The 23,028-nt window shown below is 69.9% G+C and carries 17 protein-coding genes and 2 pseudogenes; 10 read left to right on the forward strand and 9 right to left on the reverse strand.

The genetic code is table 11. The features are described 5' to 3' along the window. The 4 genes and pseudogenes from SSOG_RS03195 to SSOG_RS03210 all read left to right on the forward strand — a co-directional run. The coding region (locus SSOG_RS03195) for a carbohydrate ABC transporter permease (RefSeq protein ID WP_039936457.1) at positions 1-476 on the forward strand (476 nt) is incomplete at its 5' end. Further along, positions 473-1,353 (forward strand): annotated as a pseudogene (locus SSOG_RS03200) (carbohydrate ABC transporter permease). The gene SSOG_RS03195 and the pseudogene SSOG_RS03200, both read left to right, overlap by 4 nt. After that, positions 1,350-2,339 (forward strand): zinc-dependent alcohol dehydrogenase family protein, encoded by a 990-nt coding sequence (locus SSOG_RS03205; RefSeq protein ID WP_009712767.1) that lies wholly within the window; start codon positions 1,350-1,352, stop codon positions 2,337-2,339. The pseudogene SSOG_RS03200 and the gene SSOG_RS03205 overlap by 4 nt, the downstream one beginning before the upstream one ends. A 77-nt stretch (positions 2,340-2,416) precedes the next feature. Continuing rightward, the gene (locus tag SSOG_RS03210) at positions 2,417-3,790 is read left to right on the forward strand and encodes an NAD(P)/FAD-dependent oxidoreductase (RefSeq protein ID WP_039936459.1); all 1,374 of its coding nucleotides are present in this window, start codon (positions 2,417-2,419) and stop codon (positions 3,788-3,790) included. Between the two features lie 6 nt (positions 3,791-3,796). Here SSOG_RS03210 and SSOG_RS03215 read toward each other — a convergent pair whose 3' ends face one another. Next, complete coding sequence (locus SSOG_RS03215; protein ID WP_009712769.1) at positions 3,797-4,564, reverse strand: HpcH/HpaI aldolase family protein; 768 nt, start codon at positions 4,562-4,564, stop codon at positions 3,797-3,799. 175 nt (positions 4,565-4,739) lie between these two features. On the opposite strand from SSOG_RS03215, the gene SSOG_RS03220 reads away from it, so the two are divergent. Then, complete coding sequence (locus tag SSOG_RS03220; protein ID WP_009712770.1) at positions 4,740-5,531, forward strand: DeoR/GlpR family DNA-binding transcription regulator; 792 nt, start codon at positions 4,740-4,742, stop codon at positions 5,529-5,531. A 65-nt stretch (positions 5,532-5,596) separates the two neighbouring features. On the opposite strand, the gene SSOG_RS03225 is transcribed toward SSOG_RS03220, so the two are convergent. After that, on the reverse strand, positions 5,597-6,139 hold the full coding sequence (locus SSOG_RS03225) for a snapalysin family zinc-dependent metalloprotease (RefSeq protein ID WP_009712771.1): 543 nt from the start codon (positions 6,137-6,139) through the stop codon (positions 5,597-5,599). Between the two features lie 177 nt (positions 6,140-6,316). Here SSOG_RS03225 and SSOG_RS03230 point away from each other — a divergent pair, with 177 nt between their 5' ends. Continuing rightward, on the forward strand, positions 6,317-6,862 hold the full coding sequence (locus tag SSOG_RS03230; protein ID WP_009712772.1) for a YceI family protein: 546 nt from the start codon (positions 6,317-6,319) through the stop codon (positions 6,860-6,862). 34 nt (positions 6,863-6,896) lie between these two features. Beyond that, positions 6,897-8,762: a DNA helicase RecQ gene (gene recQ / locus SSOG_RS03235; RefSeq protein WP_009712773.1), complete on the forward strand. Its 1,866-nt coding sequence runs from the start codon at positions 6,897-6,899 to the stop codon at positions 8,760-8,762. Between the two features lie 151 nt (positions 8,763-8,913). On the opposite strand, the gene SSOG_RS03240 is transcribed toward recQ, so the two are convergent. Continuing rightward, positions 8,914-11,094 carry an OmpL47-type beta-barrel domain-containing protein gene (locus SSOG_RS03240; protein ID WP_039936462.1) on the reverse strand — a complete coding sequence of 727 codons (2,181 nt, stop codon included), beginning with the start codon at positions 11,092-11,094 and terminating at the stop codon, positions 8,914-8,916. Positions 11,095-11,135: 41 nt separating this feature from the next. Continuing rightward, complete coding sequence (locus SSOG_RS03245; protein ID WP_050800255.1) at positions 11,136-13,523, reverse strand: ThuA domain-containing protein; 2,388 nt, start codon at positions 13,521-13,523, stop codon at positions 11,136-11,138. Between the two features lie 338 nt (positions 13,524-13,861). On the opposite strand from SSOG_RS03245, the gene SSOG_RS03250 reads away from it, so the two are divergent. Further along, complete coding sequence (locus SSOG_RS03250; RefSeq protein ID WP_009712776.1) at positions 13,862-14,896, forward strand: multicopper oxidase domain-containing protein; 1,035 nt, start codon at positions 13,862-13,864, stop codon at positions 14,894-14,896. 16 nt (positions 14,897-14,912) lie between these two features. Here SSOG_RS03250 and SSOG_RS03255 read toward each other — a convergent pair whose 3' ends face one another. After that, on the reverse strand, positions 14,913-15,869 hold the full coding sequence (locus SSOG_RS03255; protein ID WP_208867321.1) for an FG-GAP repeat domain-containing protein: 957 nt from the start codon (positions 15,867-15,869) through the stop codon (positions 14,913-14,915). Positions 15,870-16,040: 171 nt separating this feature from the next. Then, positions 16,041-16,751 carry a FadR/GntR family transcriptional regulator gene (locus SSOG_RS03260; RefSeq protein WP_009712778.1) on the reverse strand — a complete coding sequence of 237 codons (711 nt, stop codon included), beginning with the start codon at positions 16,749-16,751 and terminating at the stop codon, positions 16,041-16,043. A gap of 184 nt (positions 16,752-16,935) precedes the next feature. Between SSOG_RS03260 and SSOG_RS03265 the strand changes: the two genes are divergently transcribed. Continuing rightward, complete coding sequence (locus SSOG_RS03265) at positions 16,936-18,204, forward strand: SLC13 family permease (protein WP_009712779.1); 1,269 nt, start codon at positions 16,936-16,938, stop codon at positions 18,202-18,204. Between the two features lie 24 nt (positions 18,205-18,228). Here the strand turns inward: SSOG_RS03265 and SSOG_RS03270 are convergent, their stop codons facing one another. Both SSOG_RS03270 and SSOG_RS03275 read right to left on the reverse strand, forming a co-directional pair. Further along, positions 18,229-18,684, reverse strand: a complete 456-nt coding sequence (locus SSOG_RS03270; RefSeq protein WP_039936463.1) for a lamin tail domain-containing protein — start codon at positions 18,682-18,684, stop codon at positions 18,229-18,231. Between the two features lie 237 nt (positions 18,685-18,921). Further along, on the reverse strand, positions 18,922-19,665 hold the full coding sequence (locus SSOG_RS03275; RefSeq protein ID WP_039936465.1) for an SDR family NAD(P)-dependent oxidoreductase: 744 nt from the start codon (positions 19,663-19,665) through the stop codon (positions 18,922-18,924). 208 nt (positions 19,666-19,873) lie between these two features. On the opposite strand from SSOG_RS03275, the pseudogene SSOG_RS03280 reads away from it, so the two are divergent. Continuing rightward, a pseudogene (locus SSOG_RS03280) lies at positions 19,874-22,451 on the forward strand (PA14 domain-containing protein). A 59-nt stretch (positions 22,452-22,510) separates the two neighbouring features. Here the strand turns inward: SSOG_RS03280 and SSOG_RS03285 are convergent. Beyond that, complete coding sequence (locus SSOG_RS03285) at positions 22,511-22,984, reverse strand: hypothetical protein (protein WP_009712783.1); 474 nt, start codon at positions 22,982-22,984, stop codon at positions 22,511-22,513. Between the last annotated feature and the right edge of the window lie 44 nt (positions 22,985-23,028).

Genomic DNA, 23,028 nt, shown 5'->3' on the forward strand with positions numbered 1-23,028 from the left:
ACGGCGTCCTCAACTGGCTGGGCGGACCCCAGCCGGAGTGGCTCAGCGATATGCCGCTGATCGCCGTGGAGGCGTCGCTGATCTGGCAGTGGACACCGTTCATGATGCTCATCCTGCTGGCCGGACTCCAGGGCCGTCCGCTGGACATGATCGAGGCGGCCAAGCTGGACGGCGCGGGCAACTGGCAGATCTTCCGCTTTCTGACCCTGCCCCATCTGCGGCGCTATTTGGAGCTGGGCACCCTGCTCGGGTCGATCTACATCGTGCAGAACTTCGACGCGGTGTTCACCCTCACCCGTGGCGGTCTCGACACCGCCAACCTCCCCTACACCATCTACGAAACCTTCTACAACGCCCACGAGTACGGGCTGGCATCGGCGGCGGGTGTGCTGGTCGTGATCGGCACGATCATCATCGCCACCTTCGCGCTGCGCGTGGTGTCGTCCCTCTTCCGTGAGGAGGCGTCCCGCGCATGACCTCCCTGACCGCCCCCACCGCCATCACCGCGGTTCCCCCGACCGCCCGCCGGGCCAAGCGCCGCGGCGCCGCGCTCGGCCTGCTGGCCTGGTTCATCGGCATCCTGTTCGTCCTGCCGGTGCTGTGGATGCTGCTCACCTCGTTCCACTCCGAGAGCGACGCCGCCACCAACCCGCCCTCCCTGGCCGCCCCGTTGACCCTCGACGGCTACAAGGCGTTCTTCGGCGTGGACGGCCGGGGGCCAGCCCCTGGCCCGCGCTGCTCAACTCGATGGGCACGTCGCTCTTCTCCACCCTCTTCGTGCTGGTGCTGGCGCTCCCGGCCGCGTACGCGCTGTCGATCCGGCGGGTGCGCAAGTGGACCGACGTGATGTTCTTCTTCCTGTCCACCAAGATGCTGCCGGTGGTGGCGGGGCTGCTGCCGGTGTACCTGTTCGCGAAGGACACCGGCTTCCTGGACAACGTCTGGCTGCTGGTCATCCTCTACACGTCGATGAACCTGCCGATCGCCGTGTGGATGATGCAGTCGTTCCTCGCCGACATCCCCGTGTCCATCATCGAGGCCGCCCAGATGGACGGGGCGCGGCTGACGACCATCCTGTGGCGGGTCGTCGCCCCGATCGCCGGTCCCGGCATCGCCGCCACCTCGCTGATCTGCTTCATCTTCAGCTGGAACGAAATGCTGTTCGCGCAGGTGCTCACCGGCGTGGTCGCGCAGACCGCACCGGCCTTCCTGACCGGCTTCGTCACCAGCCAGGGGCTGTTCCTGGCCCAGGTGTGCGCCGCGTCGATCGTCATCTCCCTGCCGGTGCTCGCCGCGGGGTTCGCCGCCCAGGACAAACTCGTCCAGGGCCTGTCGCTAGGAGCAGTCAAATGAGGGCCGCCGTCATCGAAGCACCCGGCAAGGTCACCGTCGCCACGGTCGCGGACCCGGCCCCGGGGCCCCGCGAGGTCGTCGTCGACGTGGCGGCCTGCGGGCTGTGCGGAACCGATCTGCACATCCTCCAGGGGGAGTTCGCGCCCACCCTGCCGATCGTGCCCGGTCATGAGTTCGCCGGAGAGATCGTCGGCGTCGGCAAGGACGTCACCGAGCTGGCGATCGGCGACCGGGTCGCGGTCGACCCGTCCCTGCACTGCCACGAATGCCGCTACTGCCGCATCGGCCGGGGCAACCTGTGCGACAACTGGAACGCCATCGGGGTGAGCGTCCCCGGCGGCGCCGCCGAGTTCGCCGTCGCGCCGGTGGCCAACTGCGTCAAGCTCCCCGAGCACGTGGACGTGAGCGACGCGGCCCTGATCGAACCGCTGTCCTGCGCGGTGCGCGGCTATGACGTCCTCAACGGCAACCTGGGCGCCGAAGTGCTCATCTACGGCTCCGGCACCATGGGGCTGATGATGCTGGAGCTGGCCAAGCGGACCGGCGCCACCAGCGTCGACGTCCTCGACATCAACGCCGAGCGGCTGTCCACCGCCAAGACCCTCGGCTGCTCCCGGGCCGCGGGCTCGGCCGACGAACTCGACCAGCCGCGCGGCTGGGACGTGGTCATCGACGCCACCGGCAACCAGGCCGCCATCCAGGACGGTCTCGGCCGGGTCGCCAAGGCGGGCACCTTCCTCCAGTTCGGGGTCTCCGACTACGCGACCCGGGCCACCATCGAGCCGTACAAGATCTACAACCAGGAGATCACCATCACCGGTTCCATGGCGGTCCTGCACAGCTACGAACGCGCCGCCGGGCTCTTCGCCTCCGGTGTCCTCGACCCGAAGATCTTCATCAGCCACCGGATGCCGCTCGCCGAATACCCCGAGGCGTTGGAGCAGTTCCGGTCCGGCCAGGGCCGCAAGATCGTGGTCGAGCCGTAACCCTGTGTGGTTGACGGCCCATGCCCGGCACCACCAGGCTTGGGCCGTATCGATCACGGTCCAGGGGAGGCGGCGGGATGGGCAGGGGCGACGCGGTAGTGGTGGGCGGCGGGCTCGCGGGAACGCTGGCGGCGGCCGCGCTCCTCGGGCACGTGGACACGGTCACCGTCGTGGAGCGGGACCGCTATCCGGAGCAGCCCGTCTTCCGCAAGGGCGTCCCCCAGGGCCGCCACTTACACGTCCTCCTCAGCGGCGGCCGCCGCGCCCTGGAGAAGCTGCTCCCCGGGATCAACGCCGAACTGGAGGCGGCGGGCGCGCACCGTCTGGAGGCGCCGCGCGATGTCATCACCAGGGCCCCGAACGGCTGGCAGCACCGTTTCCACGAGGGCCGCCACGCCACGCTGAGCTGCACCCGGGCGCTGCTGGACGCCACCGTACGAACCCGGGTGCTGGCCGGGGCCGAGCGCTCCGGGACCCGGGTGGAGGTGCTCCAGGCGACCGAGGTCACCGGGCTGCTCGGCGGGGCGGACCGGGTGACCGGTGTGCGGGTGCGGTCGCGCGCCGCCGAACGCGCGGAGCGCGAGCTGCCCGCCGACCTGGTGATCGACGCCTCGGGGCGGGGCTCACGCGCCCCGAAGTGGCTGGGCGACCTCGGCCACCGGGCGCCGCGCGAGGAGGTCGTCGACGCGGGGATCGGCTACTGCACCCAGATGTTCCGGCCCGCCGCGCCGTGGGACATGGTCATGGTCATCCAGCCGCGCCCCGACTGCCCGCGCGGCGCGGCCTGGTCGCCCGTCGAGGGCGGCAACTGGCTGCTGACGCTCGCCGGGGTCCGTGGCCACCATCCGCCGACGGAGGGCTCGGCGGTGCCGGACTTCGTACGCTCCCTGGGCGAACCGGCGTTGGACGACCACCTGCGCACCTGCGAGCCGGTGTCCCCGCCGTACGGCTTCCGCGACACCTCCAACCGCCGCCGCCACTACGACGCCCGCGGCGGGGTGCCCGAAGGGTTCCTCGCGGTCTCGGACGCCGCCTGCACGTTCAACCCGATCTACGGGCAGGGCATGTCGGTCGCCGCCCTCAGCGGGCTGGCCCTCCGCCGGTGCCTGTCCGACGGCAGCCCCCTGCGCCCCGGTTTCACGGCCCGCGCACAGCACGCCGTGGCCCGGGCGAGCGACACCGCCTGGCTCACCGCCATCGGCGCGGACCGCCCGTACGCGGCCGCCTCGGACACCACGCCGCCGGGCGTCGCCGAGCGGGTGCAGAGTTGGTACTTCGAACGGCTGGCGGCCCGTGCCGCGATCGACCCGGTGGTCGGCGCCGCGTTCCGCGACGTCACCTATCTGGCCGCGCCGCCGTCTCGCCTGGTCTCCCCCGCCGTCGCCCTGCGGACGGTGCTGCTCCCCCGGGCCCGGGGGCTGACCTCCCCACCCCTGCGCGTGGAGGCATAGCCCCGGTTAGCCGCCTGCATCGCGGAGGTGGGCCGCGGCGGCCTGTTCCAGGTGGACCAGGTCGCTGCTGACGGTGGCGAACGTGAAGCCCTGGGCCAGCCGCTTGGCGGCGGTGGCACCGTCCGGGCAGTGGATCCCGGCCGCGATCCCGGCCGCCTCCGCGGCCTGCGCGACCGTCGTCAGGGCCGCGTCGAACCGCTCCGCCACCGACAGGTCGGTGGAGGTCCGTCCGCCGAGGGCGATCGTGAGGTCGGACGGGCCAATGTAGACGCCGTCCAGCCCCTCGGTCGCGCAGATCTCCGCCGTGTTGCCCAGCGCCTCCGCCGTTTCGATCATCACGACACAGGCGACCTGCTGGTTCGCCTCGGCCGGGGTGGGGCCGACGCGCAGGCCGGAGCGCATCGGGCCGTAGCTGCGGACGCCGAGCGGCGGATAGCGGCAGGCGCTCACCGCGGCGGCGGCCTGCTCGGCGGTGTTGACCAGGGGAACGATGACGCCACGGGCGCCCGCGTCCAGGGCCTGGCCGATCCAGAAGCCGTCATTGGCGGGGACGCGCACCAATCCGGCGGCGCTGCCGCGGGCGTCGATGGCGGTCATCGCGCCGAGGGTGCCCTTGTAGTCGAGCAGACCGTGCTGGGCGTCCACGCAGATGTAGTCGTACCCCAGCCCGGCGAGCCGCTCGGTGCCGACCGGGTTGTCGAGGACGACCCAGTAGCCGAGGATCCGCCGGCGGGCGCGGAGCCGGGACGCGAAGTCGGCTGGCGAGGTGTTCATGCTCCTAAGCTTCTCTCGTTTTCTCCCGTCGGGTCGATAGGCGGCGTACGTCGATAGGCGGCGTACGGAGCGGGCGTACGGAAGATAGTGTTCTCTCCCAGTCACGCAGAGTTGCGAAAGAGTCTTGGAAGAGTCGCGAGTCTCGGAAGAGTCGCGGAGAGGATGGCAGGCGCAGATGACATCCAACGGGGAGGGCCAGCGGCGACTGCGCGCCGCGGACCGCCGGGACCTGATCGCCCGCACGATCCGGACCGATGGCGCGGTGGTCGTCGAGGAGCTGGCGCGCTCGCTGGAGGTGACCCCCTCCACCATCCGCCGGGACCTCGCTCTGCTCACCGAGCAGGGCGCCATCGCCCGTACCTACGGCGGCGCGATGAGCGCGGGGCACACCCCCGAGCCGACGCTCGGGCAGCGCAGCGGGCTCGCGATCGCGGAGAAGGACCGCATCGGACGGTGGGCGGCCGCGCGGATCGCGCAGGGCGACACCGTCATCCTGGACGCGGGCACCACCACCGGACGGCTCGCCCACCATCTGCGCGCCCGCACCGAACTCACCGTCATCACCAGCGGGTTGACCGCGCTGCGCGCACTGGCCGAGGTGGACGGCATCGAGCTGATCACGCTCGCCGGGACGCTGCGCCATGTCAGCCAGGGCTTCGTGGGCCCGCTCGCCGAACTCACGCTGTCCCGGCTCACCGCGGACAAGGTCTTCCTGGGCGCCGACGGGCTCGACGCGCGGCGCGGCATCTGCGAGGCCAGTCTCCATCAGACCTCGCTGAAGGAGATGATGGCCGACCGCGGCCGGGAGGTGTTCGTGCTCGCCGACAGCAGCAAACTCGGCGAGTCCCCGTTCACCGCGTGGGCCCCGCTGGACCGGCCGTGGACGCTGGTCACCGACAGCGGCGCCACCGATGACCAGCTCGCACCGTTCCGCGCCCTCCCCGACACCGAGGTCATCACGGTGTGAGGACGGAAAACGGGCGGGCCGGGAGTATCCCCCGACCCGCCCGCATCGTTTCCGGTGAGCCCCGGTCAGTCCTTGTACGCGGCCGTCGTCGCTGCGGACGACTCGAGCAGCGCGAAGGCGTCCTCGACCTCGGCCTTCTCCGCCGCGTTGGGGTTGGCGTTGGTGCAGGACGTACCGGCGCTGGCACCGGACATCAGGCTGGAGCAGGGCCCCGGCTTCACATCGGGCAGGCCCAGGATGTGGCCCATCTCGTGCGAAGCGATCCGTACGGTGTTGTGGCCCTCGTCCACGGCCTGCCGTCCGAAGTAGATCGTGCCGCTGCCGAGCGCGGTGACCTGGGCACGGGGCCAGCCGTTGTCCGCGACGACGCGGAGGTTGGCCCGCTGACCGGAGGTGACCGGCTTGAGCTGTACGTTCTTCACGCTCTGGTTCCAGACCGCCGCGCCCTTGGTCACCGCGTCCTTGAACTCGGCGGCCCCGCTGGCGTCATACGTGACCACGCGCGCGGCGGCATCGGGTGCCGGTGCCGCCACCGCCTGACCACCCGCCAGGGCGAGCACCGCCGCGATCGCGACCGGTAGAGCGCGGACGAGTCTGCTGGATGTCACATCGGCCTCCTCGTGGGGAAAGGATCCATCTGGACGTGCACATGACGAACCGTCATGTTCCAACGGCCACTGTGCCCACGTCCGCCCCCATCCAACCTGCTCCCCTATCGCCACATCACACCGGGTCTCCCTAAGCTGCTGGGGAACGTGTCCCACACCGACGAGGACGTGATCGCCATGGCGGACGCCGCCGACACCGCCCGTACCCCCGTCTCGCCGTCCGCGATAGCGGCGGGCCGCTGGGTCCTGGACCCGGCCGGATCCACGGTCCGCGTCCGGCACAAGACGTTCTGGGGACTGGCCACCGTCAGCGGCGAATTCACGGCCGTCAGCGGGGAGGGCGAGGTGGCGGCGGACGGCTCCGCGCGGGGCACCCTGACCATCGACGCCGCCTCGCTGGACACCCGGAACACCCAGCGCGACGCCCATCTGCGCGGCGCGGACTTCCTCGATACGGATCAGCACCCCGAGATCGTGGTCGCGATCTCGGGCGCGGTGCCCGGCGAGGGCGCCGCCGTCACGGTCGACGGCGAGCTGACCGTCCTCGGCCGCACCCGGCCCCTGTCCTTCACGGCGCGGCTCACCGAGGCCACCGCCGACGCCGCCACGCTCACCGCCGACGTCGACATCGACCGCACCGGCTTCGGCATGACCTGGAACCGGCTGGGGATGATGAGGGGCGCCGCCGCGATGACCGTCACCACACGGTTCACCCGTCGTTGACCAGGGCACCTCGCGGGACCTCTAGAATCGGCGGATGGCTCTTCCCGAAAACGGACCCGACGTCGTCAACGGCCCCGATGGCAGCGAAGCCCTGCGCGTGCTGCACCGCGTCTTCGGCTATGACGCGTTCCGGGGAGGCCAGCAGGAGATCATCGAGCATGTCATAACCGGTGGTGACGCACTGGTCCTCATGCCGACCGGCGGCGGCAAATCGCTGTGCTACCAGATCCCCGCGCTCGTACGGAAGGGCGTCGGGGTCGTCATCTCGCCGCTGATCGCGCTGATGCAGGACCAGGTCGACGCCCTGCGGAACCTCGGGGTCCGGGCCGGGTTCCTCAACTCCACCCAGGATCTGGACGAGCGCCGGATGGTGGAGGCCGAGTTCCTCGCGGGCGAGCTGGATCTGCTCTACCTCGCGCCCGAGCGGCTGCGCGTGGAGTCCACGCTGCGGCTGCTGGACCGCGGCACGGTCTCGCTCTTCGCCATCGACGAGGCACACTGCGTGGCCCAGTGGGGGCACGACTTCCGGCCTGACTACCTGGCCCTGTCCGAGCTGCACGAGCGCTGGCCCACCGTGCCCCGGATCGCGCTGACCGCGACCGCCACCGAGGCCACCCACGCGGAGATCGCGTCCCGGCTGAAGCTCCAGGACGCCCACCACTTCGTGGCGAGCTTCGACCGCCCCAACATCCAGTACCGGATCGCCCCGAAGAACGAGCCGAAGAAGCAGCTGCTGGAGCTGCTGCGCACCGAGCACCCGGGCGACGCCGGAATCGTCTACTGCCTGTCCCGCGCCTCGGTCGAGAAGACGGCCGAGTTCCTGGTGAGCAACGGGATCGACGCGGTGCCGTACCACGCGGGCCTCGACGCCCAGGTCCGCGCCGAGAACCAGGCGCGCTTCCTGCGGGAGGACGGGCTGGTCGTAGTGGCGACGATCGCGTTCGGCATGGGTATCGACAAGCCGGACGTGCGGTTCGTGGCCCATCTGGATCTGCCGAAGTCGGTCGAGGGCTACTACCAGGAGACGGGCCGCGCCGGGCGGGACGGGCTGCCCTCCACCGCATGGCTGGCGTACGGGCTCCAGGACGTCATCCAGCAGCGGAAGATGATCGACACCTCCGAGGGTGACGACGCCCACCGGCGCAAGCTGGGCGCGCATCTGGAAGCGATGCTGGCCCTGTGCGAGACCGTCGAATGCCGCCGGGTCCAGCTGCTCGCGTACTTCGGCCAGCAGAGCACCGCGTGCGGCAACTGCGATACGTGTCTGACGCCCCCGGAGTCCTGGGACGGCACCGTCCCCGCGCAGAAGCTGCTGTCGACGGTGGTCCGGCTCAAGCGGGAGCGGAACCAGAAGTTCGGCGCCGGACAGGTGATCGACATCCTGCTCGGCAAGAAGACCGCCAAGGTCATCCAGTTCGACCATGACGCGCTGTCGGTGTTCGGCATCGGCACCGAGCTGCGCGAGGCCGAATGGCGCGGCGTGGTACGGCAGTTGCTGGCCCAGGGGCTGATCGGCGTCGAGGGCGACTACGGCACTCTGGTGCTCACCGACGCGAGCGCCGAGGTGCTGGGGCGGCAGCGCGAGGTCAGGCTGCGGCGCGAGCCCGAGAAGGTACGCGCCGGGAAGTCGGGTGCGTCCGGGTCGTCGTCGAAGTCCCGCAAGGCCGCGGTCGATCTCCCGGAGGAGGCGGTGCCGGTCTTCGAGCGGCTGCGCGCCTGGCGGGCGGCGACCGCGAAGGAGCAGGGTGTGCCCGCGTACGTGATCTTCCACGACGCGACGCTGCGCGAGATCGCGACCGTCGTCCCCTCGACGCTGGACGAGCTGGGCGCGGTGAGCGGGGTCGGCGAGAACAAGCTGGTCAAGTACGGACAGCAGATCCTGGACACGCTGGCGTCCTGAACGATGGGCCAAAGCCCCGCCCCGCTGGTCGGGGCGGGGCTTTGGCATGTCGTGAGTAGAGGGGTTACCGCTGAGTATTACCTCGGGTAACCTCGAGGGTGCCAGTGGCCGCCGGGGACTGGGGTACTCCGGCGGCCACTCATTCGTCTCCCTACAGCTCCTGGATCCGGATGTTGCGGTACGAGACCACATCGCTGGTGCTGTGGGTCTGGAGACCGATGTATCCGGAGGCGAACCGGCGGCCGTCGGTGCCCGGGTCGTCCGAGCGCGGCGGGGTGAAGTCCTGGCCCCCGGCGTTCTCGAACTCATTGATCAGCACACCGTTGCGGTAGATCGAGTAGTGCTGGCCGACCACCCGGATCTCGTAGTCGTTCCAGCTGCCCTTGGGCGTCACTCCCGCACCGCCCAGCCCGACCCGGTCGAAGCCGTAGATCGAGCCCGTCTTGTACATGTCGCCGTCCGGGCGGTCGTTGATCTGCACCTCGTGCCCGTACTTGATGGCGACCCACTCCGGGCGGGACTCCTCGGGGTGGTCGTTGACATCGGGGAAGCGGACGAAGACACCGCTGTTGGCGTTGCCCGTCCCCGGGGCGTCGTCACGGAACTGGAGCTTCAGCGAGAAGTCGTCATAGGTGCGCCGCGGGAACCACAGCATGCCCATGCCGTCGACCGTGGAGCTGCTGGTCATGGTGCCGTCGCCGTTCAGCCCGAAGGCGCCGCCGCCCACGTGCTGCCACGCGTCGAACGACTTCTTCGTCCCGTCGAAGAGGTCGCGGTAGCCCTCGCTCTGGCCGGGCTTGCCGATACCGGACTCGTCGGCGGCCTTGTTGATCGCCTCGTTCTCGCGCTGGTCGATGACGCCGTCGGAGAGCAGCTTGCCGGTCACCGAGGTGACGTGCTTCAGGAAGAGGGCGTGCGAGGACCAGTCCTTCTCGTCCTCGATCAGCTCGTTGATGGTGCAGCGACTGCGGGTGATGCGGTTGGGGACGCCGGTGTCGACCGTACCGACGATCACCGTGAGCCGCTCGTCCCACTCGGGGCACGCGGGGGCGGGCACGCCGCCGCCCTCGTCCACGGTGAACGCGAGCTTCTTGGCCGCCGAGGTGTTGCCCGCCTTGTCGGTGGCGCGGTGGGCGACGGTGTGGCGGCCGACCCGGTCGACGACGACGGGGGTGGTGTACGCGAGGTACGGGCCGCCGTCGAGGGAGTATTCGGTCTTCGTCACGCCCGAATCGGCGTCGGTGGCGGTGATGGTCACCTTGGCGCTGCCGAGGTAGTTGCCGTCCGAGTTCTTGGTGCCCTCCGCCTTCGCTGTGGTCTCGGGCGGGGTGGTGTCCGTGCTCGGCGCCGCGACCACGGAGAACGTCACCGATTTGGCCTCGGAGGTGTTCCCGGCCCGGTCGGTCGCGCGGTAGCGCACTGTATGGGCACCGTGTGCGGTCACCGCCACCGGCGCGGTGTACTTCGCGAAGTCGCCGTCGTCCAGGGCGTATTCGATGGTGTTGACGCCGGACCCGGTGTCGGAGGCCGTGACGGTGACGGTGGCCGTGTCGTAGTAGTCACCACCCGGGCCCTGCTTGCCGGACACGGTGGCGGACGTCTCGGGCGGGGTGGTGTCGTCCGTCGGCGGGGCCACGACGCGGAATTCCTCCGATTTCACCTCGGAGGTGTTCCCCGCCTTGTCGGTGGCCCGGTAGCGGATGGTGTGGGTGCCCACCTCGTGCACCATCACCGGGGCGGTGTACGCCTGGAACGCCCCGTCGCCCACCGCGTACTCGATCGTGTCCACGCCCGAGCCCGCGTCGTTGGCGGACACCGTGACCGTGGCCATGCCGATGTACGCGCCGTTCGCGTCCTTCTCACCCTCGACCTTCGCCGAGGTCTCGGGCGCGGCGGTATCCTCGCCCCCGCCCTCGGTGACCACGAGGATGCCCTGCATCTGGCCGTGGCCGGGGATGGTGCAGTAGTAGCGGTAGCGGCCCGGGGCGAGGGTGACCTCGACGGAGTGCTTGCCGCCGCTGTCGTCCGCGGGGTTGGCGAGGATGTTCAGCGGGACGTCGTTGTTGTACTCGGGGTCCGACACGTCGAACGTGAGGGTGTGCGGCATGCCCATGGTGTTGCCGGTGGCGGTGCTGTTCTCGAAGACGATGGTGGTCTTCCCGGCGACCGCCGTCTTGGGCGCCGAGACGTACTTGGTGATGTCGTCGCCCGCGGTCCAGGTCAGGGTCTGCTGGGCCGCCCGCTTGCCGGTGTCCTTGCCGGACGCGGCCGTGGCCGTGGACAGTCCCGAGGTCAGTCCGAGCACCATGAGCAGCGCGGCGAGCAGCGCCATCAGCGGTCTCGGAGTCTTCGGGGTTTTCTGCCGCCGTCGCGTCACCGCTGCTCCGCCTTCCTGGCCACGTCCTTGGCGAGCGGGGTGGGCTCGCCGCCCTTGTAGGTGATGTGCCACAGCGCCGACTTCGCGTCGGAGGTGAAGAAGCCGCGCCCGTAGTCGAGGACGTAGAGCGAGCCGTCGGGGGCGAACTTCCAGTCCATGAGGTTGCGGATGCCGTCGGCGCCCACCGGGATGATCTTCTTGAGGGATTCCGCGTGCACGGGCAGTCCGCCCTTCCCGATGGTCTTCGGGTCGGTCACGACGGCGTGGCGCGGCTGGTCGGCGTCGTAGAAGTCGCCGACGAACCACTTGCCGTCCCAGTACGCGGGCCATTTGGTGGCGCTGTTGCTGGTGTCGTCGTACCGGTACACCGGGCCGTTCATGGTGGCCTGGCCGCCGCCCTTGAGCCACGGCAGCAGGAACTTCGCCTCCGACGCCTTGTAGCTGGGGATGCCGTCGGCGTTGCGCGGATAGTCGGGGGCGCCGCCCTGGGGCGAGTACCAGATGGTGTTCCCGGTGACCGGCGGCAGGTTCACGAGGCCGTTGTTGTTGGGCGACTCGTTCTTCGGGGCGTCGCAGTCGTACCAGCCCAGCGGCTTGCTCGGATCGGGCAGATTGCGGTCGCGGTACGGCTGCTTGTTACCCATGCAGAACGGCCAGCCGTGGTTGCCCGCCTTGGTGATGGCGGCGAAGGTGTCGTACTTGGCGGGGCCCCAGGTGGTGCTGGGCTCGCTCGCGTCGGGGCCGACCCAGCCCGCGTACAGCGTGTCGGTCTTCTTGTCGACGAAGATCCGGGCCGGGTTGCGCACACCCATCACGTAGATCTCGCCACGGGTCTTGCCGCCGCCCTCGTCGGGCTCCTTGCCGGTGAACAGATTGCCCTCGGGGAGGGTGTACGTGCCGTCGGCCTCGGGGTGGATCCGCAGGATCTTGCCGTTGAGGTTGTTGGTGTTCCCGGCGGTGCGGCGGGCGTCGGCGAAGGACACGCCCTTGTAGTTCGGCTGCGGGTTGTTGCCCGAGTAACCGTCGCTGAACTGGGAGGAGTTGTTGTCGCCGGTGGCGATGTAGAGATTGCGCTTGGAGTCCCAGGCCATGCCGCCGCCCGCGTGGCAGCAGCTGTGGATCTGCACCGGCCAGGACAGCAGCACCTTCTCCGAGCCGAGGTCGAGCTTGTCGGTCTTGAGGTTCAAGGTGAAGCGGGAGACCCGGCGCTCGGCCATGCGGGTGTCACGGTTGATCTTGGAGTGCGGGGTGTAGTGCAGATACACCCAGCCGTTGGTGAGGAAGTCCGGGTCCAGCTCGATGCCGAGCAGCCCCTCCTCGTTCTTGATCAGCTCATCGCCGCCGCCCTTGTTGCCGAACACGGTGAGCGCACCGGCGAGCGTCACCTTGCCGGTCTTGGGGTCGTAGATGTGGATCTGGCCCTGGCCCTTGCCGATGTCGGGGTCGTTCCAGTCGGTGACGACGGGTGCGCTGTTGTCGCTGCCGCCGCGGCCGATGTACAGCACCCGGCCGTCCGGGGCGGTGACCAGGCCGTGCGGCTCGCCGATCTGGTCCGCCTGGCCGGGCTGGTTGGGCTTGGTGACCCGCTCGGCCTTGTAGTTGGCGGTGATGGTGGCTTGGCAGTCGGCGCGGGCGAGCCGGGTGGTCCAGAGCAGCGCGCCGCGCAGATGGGCGCGGAAGTCCGTCTCCCGGAAACCGGCCGCCGTGCCGCCCATGCCGGTGTAGAAGGACCGGCCGCCGTCGTAGTCGCGGCACCAGGAGATGGGGTGGTCCCAGCCGTTGGCGCCCGTACCGGGCTGGTAGCTGCTCTCCCGGACCCGGGCGACGGTGTGCACCTGGCCGGAGGGGTTCGTCTTCCAGTTGAGCCAGGTGTCGGGGCGCTTCCACTCCAGCGGCAGATCCTTGGTGGCCGGATGGCCGCGGTCGCCGACCTCGACGACGGCGCGCTGCACGGTGGCGGGGCCGGTGGTGGGGCGGGCGCCGATCAGACCGGTGTACCAGTCCGAGTACGGCTCGTTGCGGGCCGCGTCATGGATGCCGAGGAAGCCGCCGCCCGCCTCCATGTACGTTTCGAGCCCGGCTTCCTGCTCCGGGTCGAGCACATCGCCCGCGCCGGTCAGGAAGACGACGGCGTTGTACGTGCCGAGCTTCGGCGTCGTGAAGACGGAGGCGTCGGCGGTGGCGTCGACCGTGAAGCGGGTCGCCGCCGGGCCCTGGTTGCCGATCCGTTCGATGGCCTCGATACCGGCGTCCGCCGTCGGCGCCTCGTCCCCGGCCGAGCCGTGGAAGACCAGCACCTTGACGTCGTCGCCGCCCGGCGGGGACGGCAGCGCCAGCCGGGGGCGCTCCTCGGGGCGGGCGGCGGCAGGAGTGCCGCCGAGCATGGTCGCGGTGACGGCCCCGAACAGCAGTGCCGCCAACGCCGCGCGTCTCCTCCGCGGCCGACGCTTCGTCAGCCGATGCCATTTCGAGGGCTTTTGGTACGGTTCATCCCGCATGAGTAACCCATCCCTCTCCGGTACCGGATACACCGCTGAAGGAAGCTAGACGCCTTTTCGCACTCCGCCAATAGCTATGACCGCAACTCGACGAACTTTGTCCTGAGTGTGGATGAACGGGCGTCCTCCGGCTACCGTGATGCCATCCCCGGGGCACGTGCGCATCGGCAACATCGAGACACCCGCACCGAGTTGGGAGAGCGATGAGCGACGCACCCGGCACCATGCCCAGACGCGGCTTCAGCCGCCGGCTCCTCGCCGGTGGCGCGGCCGCCGCCGCGATCGGCGGCCCGCTGCCCCTCGCCTCCCCCGCCGCCTCCGCCGCCTCCGCCGCGTCTGCCACGTCTGCCACATCCGCCTCGTCTGCCTCGTCTGCCGAAGGTGCGAAGCGCCGGGTGGCCACGGCGGCGGCTGGTGGCGCGGTCCGCCGCATCAAGATGTACGCGGAGAAGCTGCCGGACGGGCAGATGGGCTACGGCCTGGAGAAGGGCAAGGCATCCATCCCCGGTCCGCTGATCGAGCTGACCGAGGGCGACACCCTGCACATCGAGTTCGAGAACACCATGGACGTCACCGCCAGCCTCCATGTCCACGGCCTGGACTACGACACCGCCAGCGACGGCACCCAGCTCAACCGGAGCGCCGTGGAACCGGGCGAGACGCGTACGTACACCTGGCGCACCCACGCCCCGGGCACCCGCGCGGACGGCACCTGGCGGCCGGGCAGCGCGGGCTACTGGCACTACCACGACCACGCGGTCGGCACCCCGCACGGCACCGGCGGCCTCCGCAAGGGGCTGTACGGGCCGGTGGTGGTGCGCCGCGCGGGGGACGTCCTGCCGCAGAAGCAGTTCACCATCGTCTTCAACGACATGACGATCAACAACAAGTCAGGCCATGACGCTCCCGAGTTCAGGGCGACGGTGGGCGAACGCGTCGAGATCATCATGATCACGCACGGCGAGTACTACCACACCTTCCATATGCACGGTCATCGCTGGGCGGACAACCGCACGGGGATCCTTGAGGGGCCGGACGACCCGAGCCGGGTCATCGACAACAAGATCACCGGCCCGGCCGACTCGTTCGGCTTCCAGGTGATCGCCGGGGAGAACACCGGCGCGGGCGCGTGGATGTACCACTGCCACGTCCAGAGCCACTCCGACATGGGGATGGCGGGACTCTTCCTGGTCGCCAAGCCCGACGGCACGATCCCGGGCTACGACCCGCACCATCTGACCGCGGGGCGCGGGTCATAGCTCGTGCGCCGATGGGTCAGCCGCCCAGGACGTGCACTTCGGTGGAGTTGGTGCCGGTGTTGCTCTTCTTCACCGCGACCAGGTCGGAGGTGCCGTCGCGGTTCCAGTCCGCCAGGCCGAAGTCGAAGGTGGCGTCGGTCTCGTGCAGCGCCGTACCGGTCTGGAGGACGAAGCGCTGGAAGGTGCTCGCGGCGGACAGCACATGGATCTCGGTGGAGTTCGTCCCCGTGTTGCTCTTCTTGATGGCCACGAGGTCCTGACGGCCGTCCTTGTCCCAGTCCGCCACCCCGAAGTCGAAGGTGGCATCGGTCTCGTGCAGCGCCGTACCGGTCTGGAGCACAAAACGCTGGAAGGTGCTGGCGCCGGAGAGGATGTGCACCTCGGTCGAGTTGGTACCGGTGGCGCTCTTCTTGATGGCGGCCAGATCCGGACGGCCGTCCCGGTCCCAGTCCGTCACCGCGAAGTCGAACGACCCATCGGTCTCATGCAGCGCCGTACCCGTCTGCACGATGAACCGCTGGAAATTGCTCGCACCGGACAGGATGTGCACCTCGGTCGAGTTCGTACCCGTGCCGCTCTTCTTGATCGCGACCAGGTCCGGACGACCATCGCGGTCCCAGTCCGTCACCGCGAAGTCGAACGACCCATCGGTCTCATGCAGCGCCGTACCCGTCTGCACGATGAACCGCTGGAAATTGCTCGCGCCCGAGAGAATGTGCACCTCGGTCGAGTTCGTACCCGTGTTGCTCTTCTTGACCTCGATGAGATCCGGACGGCCGTCGCGGTCCCAGTCGGCGACCAGGCTCGCGAACGTGTTGTCGGTCTCGTGGAGGGCCGTACCGGTCTGGAGGACGAACCCGCTGAACGGATTGGCGCGCACGCCCGATTCGGCGGCGGACGCGCTTCCGGGGAAGGCGAGGATCATGCCCAGTAGTGCGGGGGCGACGACACCAATGGCTCTCTTGACGCGCATAGAAACGTCTCCCTGCCTCATGCCCTCGGGGGCTCCCGAGAGCCGCGTTGATGCTATGGGCGGGTGTTGTGCCGTGCGCGTCGCGTGGTGCGCCATAGGCCGGAAAACACGGCTGAGCGACCGATTCCGGTCGGGGAGGCGCTGCGGACGCCGCGTGAAGGCGGTCCGCGCTCAGGAGGGTCCGTCCGGGTCCCAGTTCAGCAGGCGCACCTGGGCGACGGTGCGGACATGGCGGCGCATGGCGGCGGCCGCGGCCTTGGAGCGGCCCTCGGCGATGGCGTCCAGGATCTTCCGGTGCTGGGCGAACGACCGCTTGGGGCGGCCCGGCTGACGCAGCGACTCCGCACGGCTCTCCGCGATCTGCTCGGAGATGGAGCGCATGAACTCGGCCAGCAGCGGGCTGTGGGCGGCCGCGGTGACCGCGGCGTGGAAGCGGCGGTCACCCTCGATGCCGTGGCGGCCCGTCGCGATCTCGTCCTCCATCCAGTGGAGCGCCTGCTCCAGGGCGGCGAGGTCGTCGTCGGTGCGGCGCTCGGCGGCGAGTTCGGCGAGCTTGGTCTCCAGCGCCTCCCGGGCGTCCAGCACATCGGGCAGCCGGCGCCGCCGGTCCACCAGGCGCTCCACGGGCTCGGTGTCGAGGCTGTCGCGGAGCAGCCGCATACCGCCGCCCTGGCGCACCTCGACCAGGCCCTGCACCTCCAGGACGACGATGGCCTGCTTGACGGAGGCGCGGCTGATGCCAAGCCGCTCGGCCAGTTCCCGCTCGGTGGGCAGCCGGTCGCCCGCGCGCAGCCCGCCCTCCTCGACGTAGGTGCGCAGCCGCTCCAGCACCTGCTCGTACAGGCGCTGACGGGACATCGGGCGCAGTGCGTCGTCGGCCATGCGGGCTCCCCCCTGCTGCGGCTGGCTGCTGCGGTTGGTGACCGGCCCGATTCGCAGCGTAGCACCGAATGAACGGCGGAGTGGTCGATTGGCTCAGCCAATGTGCCACCTATGTATTGACTGTTGAACCATCGCACCCGCAACGTGAGTCGCGGCTGGGCCACTTGCGACGGGAGCGCGCTCGATGTCCGACGAACTGATCTCGATACTCGTGCTGGTGGTGGTCTTCGTGATCGCCACCACCAGATCGATCAACATGGGCGCGCTCTCCTTCGCCGCCGCTTTCGCGGTGGGGGAGCTGGTCGCCGGTTTCGACGCGGAACAGATCTTCGCGGGTTTCCCGGGCGATCTGTTCGTGGTGCTGGTGGGCGTGACGTATCTGTTCGCGCTCGCGCGGGCGAACGGGACCACCGACTGGCTGGTGCACGCGGCGATCCGGATGGTGGGCGGGCGGGTCGCGCTGATCCCCTGGGTGATGTTCGCGATCAGCGGCGTGCTGACCGCGATCGGCGCGGTGAGCCCGGCGGCGGTCGCGATCGTGGCGCCCCTCGCGCTGAGCTTCGCGGCGCGCTACCGGATCAGCCCGCTGCTGATGGGGGCCATGGTGGTGCACGGCGCCCAGGGCGGCGGCTTCTCCCCCATCAGCATCTACGGCTCGATCGTCAACGGCATCGTGGAGCGGGAGAAGCTGCCGGGCAACGAGGTCACCCTGTTCCTGGCCAGCCTCGTCGTCAACCTGCTCATCGCGGCCGTCGTGTTCGTCGTCTGCGGCGGGCTGAAGCTGCCCCGTACCGACACCGCGGCCGCGGCCGCGTCGGACGAGGAGGAGGCGGCGGCGTCGGACGCGGACACCCGGCTCACCCCGGCCCGGATCGCGACCCTGGTCGCGCTGGTGGCCCTGGTGGTCGCGGTCCTCGCCTTCGACCTGGACGCCGGGCTCACCGCGATCACCCTCGCGGTCGCGCTCAGCGTCGTCTGGCCGGACCACGGCAAGCGGGCGGTCAACGAGATCACCTGGCCCACCGTGCTGCTGATCTGCGGTGTCCTCACCTATGTCGGGGTGCTGGACGAGATGGGCACCATCACCTACGCGGGCAACGCGGTCACCGACATCGGCGTCCCGCTGCTCGCGGCGCTGCTGCTGTGCTACATCGGGGCGATCATCTCCGCCTTCGCCTCGTCCGTGGGCATCATGGGCGCGCTCATCCCGCTCGCCGTCCCCTTTCTCTCCCAGGGGCACATCGGCGCGGTGGGCATGATCGCCGCGCTCACGGTGTCGGCGACGGTCGTGGACATCAGCCCCTTCTCGACCAACGGCGCGCTGGTCCTGGCGGCCGCGCCCGATGTCGACCGGGACCGGTTCTTCCGCCAGCTGATGATCTACGGCGGCATCATGGTGGTCGCCGTCCCCGCCGCCGTCTGGCTGACGATGGTGGTCCCGGGCCTGGGCTGAGCCCCCGGCCCGGGACCCCCGGGTTCAGCACATCTTGTAGTCGGCCCGGCTGCTGTTGTACGAGCAGGTGTCGACCGTGGTGCCGCCGCTCTTGCGGAGCGTGGCCTTGTCGCTGGTGTTGTTCCAGACGTAGGCGCGGCGGTCCTGGTACTTGGTGGCGGAGGTGTCCGAGCCGGTGCCGGTGCGCACCGTCACGGTCTTGCCCGCGCCGAGGGTGTACGACGGGAAGGTGTACGCGTGGCGGCTCGCGTCGACCACCACCCATCCCCTGAGGCTCACTCCGCGCGAGGTGGAGTTCTTGATCTGCACATACTCGGCGTTGAGGCTGCTGTTGCTCCGGGTGTCCGAACCGGGAGAGTCGTAGTAGATCTTGTGCAGATGCACGGAGCCCGCGGCTCCGGCGGGCGCCGCGGGATACAGCAGCGCGATGGCACAGCCCGCGGCAATCGCGGCGGCGGCCCTGGCGGTCGTACGGAACATGACGTCTCTCCCCTTGCGTCGTGTCGCGGTGGTGCGCACACAGACGGACGGACGGCCGCGTCCGAGATGGTTTGGGAGTCACGAGGTGACTCCCTCGGTGCGGCCGTCCGTCCGTCTTTCCCCCACCTGTGTGGGCAACCAGAGTGGACCGTGGGGCTCCGTGGCGGCAGGGCTGCGCGGCCCCTGATCAGGGGCCGTCCGGCCCTTGCGACACGCCGGGGTTGGTGCGGGGGCGCGTCAGCGGCCGTACTGCGCCCCTCCGTTGATGTGCAGGACCTGCCCGGTGACATACGCGGCCTCCGGGGAGGCCAGATAGCGGATGGCGGCGGCTATCTCGGCGGGCACGCCCGGCTGTCCGGTGAGCGTCTGCCCGATCTGCTGCGCGATGAACTCGGGAGTTCCGCGCTCGCCGAAGAACTCGGTGTCCTCGACGTAGCCGGGGGCCACCGCGTTGGCGGTGACGCCCTCCGCGCCCAGCCGCTTGGCCAGTTCGAAGGTGTAGGTGTGCAGGGCGGCCTTGGTGCCGCCGTACGAACCGGGGCCGCGCAGCGCCGCTACCGAGGAAAGGTGCACGATCCGGCCACCGGGTCGGGCGATATGCGGAATGAGGGCTTCGGTCAGCAGGACGGCGGTGAGCACATTGGCCGCGAAGTTGCGCTGGTACTGGTCGGCGATGCCTTCCAGGGTGCCGTCGTTGCCGGGCGCGACATTGCCGCCCGCGTTGGTGACGATCACGTCGACGGGGCCGTCGGCGGCGATTTCGTCGGCCGCGCGGCGGGTCTGCCCGGGGTCGCTCAGGTCGGCGGCGGTCCAGGTGACCAGGCCGTCGCCATGGGTCGCGTTCAGTTTGTCCGCCGCCGCGCGCAGTACCTCGGTGCGGCGTCCCACGATGACGACGCGGTCGCCGTCCGCGGCGAAGGACTCCGCGGTCGCAAGACCGATGCCCGTACCGCCGCCCGACACCACGATCCGTCGCCCCATTACGGCCTCCATCGTGCAAATCGTTGAATCTCGATCATATGCGTGAACCGCACGCTAAGCAGAAAGGGCTTTCTCGTCAAGGGTGTTGGCTTGCGTTCAGTATTGACAGGTTCTGTCGCCAATGGCCGAATGATCGGCGCCCCAGCGTGTTCCACAGCTGTTCCGGCAAGGAGGACATGTGCGTTTACGTTCGGCTCTCACCAGACCCATCGTCGCGGCCCTGGTCCTGGCGCTCGGCGTACTCGGTCTGCTGACCGGCCCCGGTCCCGCCGTGGCCGCCGCATCCGACGACCGCGATCCCGATCCCGTCATCAACGGCCTGCGCGGCGACTACTACCTCCAGTCCGCCCCGGGCGCCTTCGACTTCCACGAACTCAAGGCGACCACCCTCGATCCGTCCCTCGACTTCGACAACCTGGAGCCGCGGCTCCAGACCGCCACCGGACGGTCCGACGACGTCAGCGTCCGGTGGACCGGCCGGATCGTCCCCGAGCGCTCCGGGACGCACACCTTCTCGATCACCGGCGACAACGGCTTCCGGCTGTGGATCGACGGCCGGCCCGTCATCGACCACTGGGTCGACGACTGGGACAAGGAACAGGTCTCCGGCCCGGTCGAGCTGACCGCGGGCCGCGCGTACGACATCAAGGTCGAGTACTTCGAGCACTACGGCGGCTCCAACTTCCACCTCGCCTGGACTCCGCCCGGCAAGACCAAGGAGCCGGTTCCGGCGTCGGCGTTCCGGCTGCCCCCGGACTTCGGCTACGAGGGCCCGGTGAGCAGCGCCGTCCAGCCGGACGGCCGGACGCTGCTGATGGACTTCGCCCGCCCCCTCGCCGCTCCCCCGGCCGGGCCCACCGGCCACCTCACCGCCGTCATCGGCGGCGCGGCCTGGCCGTTGGGCGCGGCCAGGCTGGACCCGGCCGACCGCTCGCGGCTGCTGCTCACGCTGAAGGAACCGGTGGTGGGCCGCGGCGGCGAGGCGATCGTGCGCTACGACGGCGAGGGCGGCCTGGAGAACGACCAGGGCGCCGTCGGCCAGTTCCTCGCCTTCGGCGGCAACAAGTCGACATATCAGCTCAGCACCCCCTGGGCGAAGGACGTCGGCCCGGACAACGCCCACCCCGAATACCCGCGCCCGCAGCTGACCCGCGAGCGGTGGAAGAACCTCAACGGCACCTGGCAGTTCGCCGCCGCCGAGAAGGGTCAGGCGCCCCCGTTCGGGCAGCGCCTGCGGGAAGACGTCCTGGTGCCGTATCCGGTGGAGTCCGAGCTGTCCGGGCTGGAACGCCACGAGGACCGCATGTGGTACCGGCGCACCTTCACCGTCCCCGCGAACTGGAAGGTCGGCGACGGACAGCGGCTGAAGCTGAACTTCGACGCCGTGGACTGGCAGGCCCAGGTCTACGTCAACGGCACCCGCGTCGCCGAACACCGCGGCGGCTACGACCGGTTCAGCGCCGATGTCACCGACGCCCTGCGCCCCGGCCGCACCCAGGAGCTGCTGGTCGGCGTGTACGACCAGACGGACGCCAGGGACGGCGAGAACCCGCCGATGGGCACGCAGCGGCTGGACCCCAGCGGCATCTTCTACCCCCCCTCCTCCGGTATCTGGCAGACCGTGGGATGGAGCCGTTCACTCCTACCACGCCGACAGCCTCAAGCTGATCCCGGATGTGCCGGGCAAGGCGCTCACCGCGGAGGTCCGCGGCGTACGGGACGGCGTGCCGGTCACCGCGACCGCGTACGACGGGAAGCGCGCGGTCGGCACGGCGACCGGGCGCACCGGCTCGGCGCTGACCGTGCCGGTACCCTCGCCCCGGCTGTGGTCGCCGGACGATCCGTATCTGTACCAGCTGAAGGTGACCGTCGGGCGGGGCGCGAAGGCCGACCGGGTGACAAGCTACTTCGGCATGCGCAGCATCGCGGTCGAGGAGGTCGACGGCAAGAAGCGCATGGTGCTCAACGGGAAGCCGTATCTATCCATGGCCACGCTCGACCAGGGCTTCTGGCCGGACGGTCTGCACACCGCGCCGACGGACCAGGCCCTGGCGTACGACCTGAAGATGCACAAGCGGATGGGGTTCAACTCCGTGCGCAAGCACATCAAGGTCGAACCCGACCGCTGGTACTACTGGGCCGACCGGCTCGGGCTGATGGTGTGGCAGGACATGCCCGCCATGAACACCATCGCGCCCTCGGAGCAGTCGCAAGCGCAGTACGAGCGCGAGATGAAGGCCATGGTCGACCAGCACATCAGCAGCCCGTCGATCGGCATCTGGGTCACCTTCAACGAGGGGTGGGGCCAGTACGGCGGGCCGAAGGTGCCCGCGCTCGCCAAGGGCTGGGACCCGTCCCGGCTCATCGACGGCGCCAGCGGCTGGAACGACACCGGCAATGGCGACCTCGCCGACATCCACGCCTATCCGGGCCCCGGCGAACCGCGCCCTGACGCCGAGCGGGCGGGCGTCATCGGCGAGTACGGCGGTCTGGGCCTGGCCGTACCGGGACACGCCTGGCCGGTGCAGCACACCTATGTGGGCGTGGACCAGGAGCAGTACACGGCCGAGTATCTGAAGCTGCTGGACAAGGTGCGGCAGCAGGTCGCCTGCCATGGGAACAGCGGCGCGGTCTACACCCAGATCACGGATGTGGAGGGCGAGCTGAACGGGCTCATCACCTATGACCGCAAGAAGGTCAAACCCGATGTGGAACGGCTGCGCCAGGCGCACCGGTCCCTGATCCGCGCGGCGGAGGACCCGGCGTCGATGGAGTGCACGGGCTAGACGGCGAAGAGCGGTGGCGCCCCGCCCGGGGGATCCCGGGCGGGGCGTCATACCCGGGCCTACTCGTCGACCCTGAGCGCGAAGTGGAGGAGCGGGCCCGCGAGGGTGACGGTGCCCTGGCCGTAGGCGGAGTGGTAGCGGCCGGTGCCGCCGACGATCGCCGTCTTGGCGGTGGCCGTCGCATGGCCCTTGTGGGTGACCTGGTCGCTGAGCACCAGCGAGCCCTTCTTCAGCCGCAGCACCCGGGTGCACTGGACGACCAGCTTGTGGGCGGTGACGCGGACGGTGTCGCACCGCGAAGTGCCGTTCCCGGCGTACGTCTTCTTCTTCTCGGTGTACAGCTTCAGCCGGGTCTTCCAGCTGTCACCGGGCTCGACGTGGCGGGGCTTGGTGCTGATCACGGTGACGCCGAGCAGGTCGACCTTCTCGATGTCCCCGCCCGCGGCGGCCCCCGCGGCGGACGGCGGGAGCAGGGTCAGGGCGGTGGTCAGTGCGGCGGTGGTGACGATGCCACGGACGGCTGACGGAATCATGGAATCTCCAGGAGTGGGGGTGTGACCGGCGGGCGAGTTCGTAC

Source organism: Streptomyces himastatinicus ATCC 53653 (genome assembly GCF_000158915.1).
Taxonomy (GTDB): domain Bacteria; phylum Actinomycetota; class Actinomycetes; order Streptomycetales; family Streptomycetaceae; genus Streptomyces; species Streptomyces himastatinicus.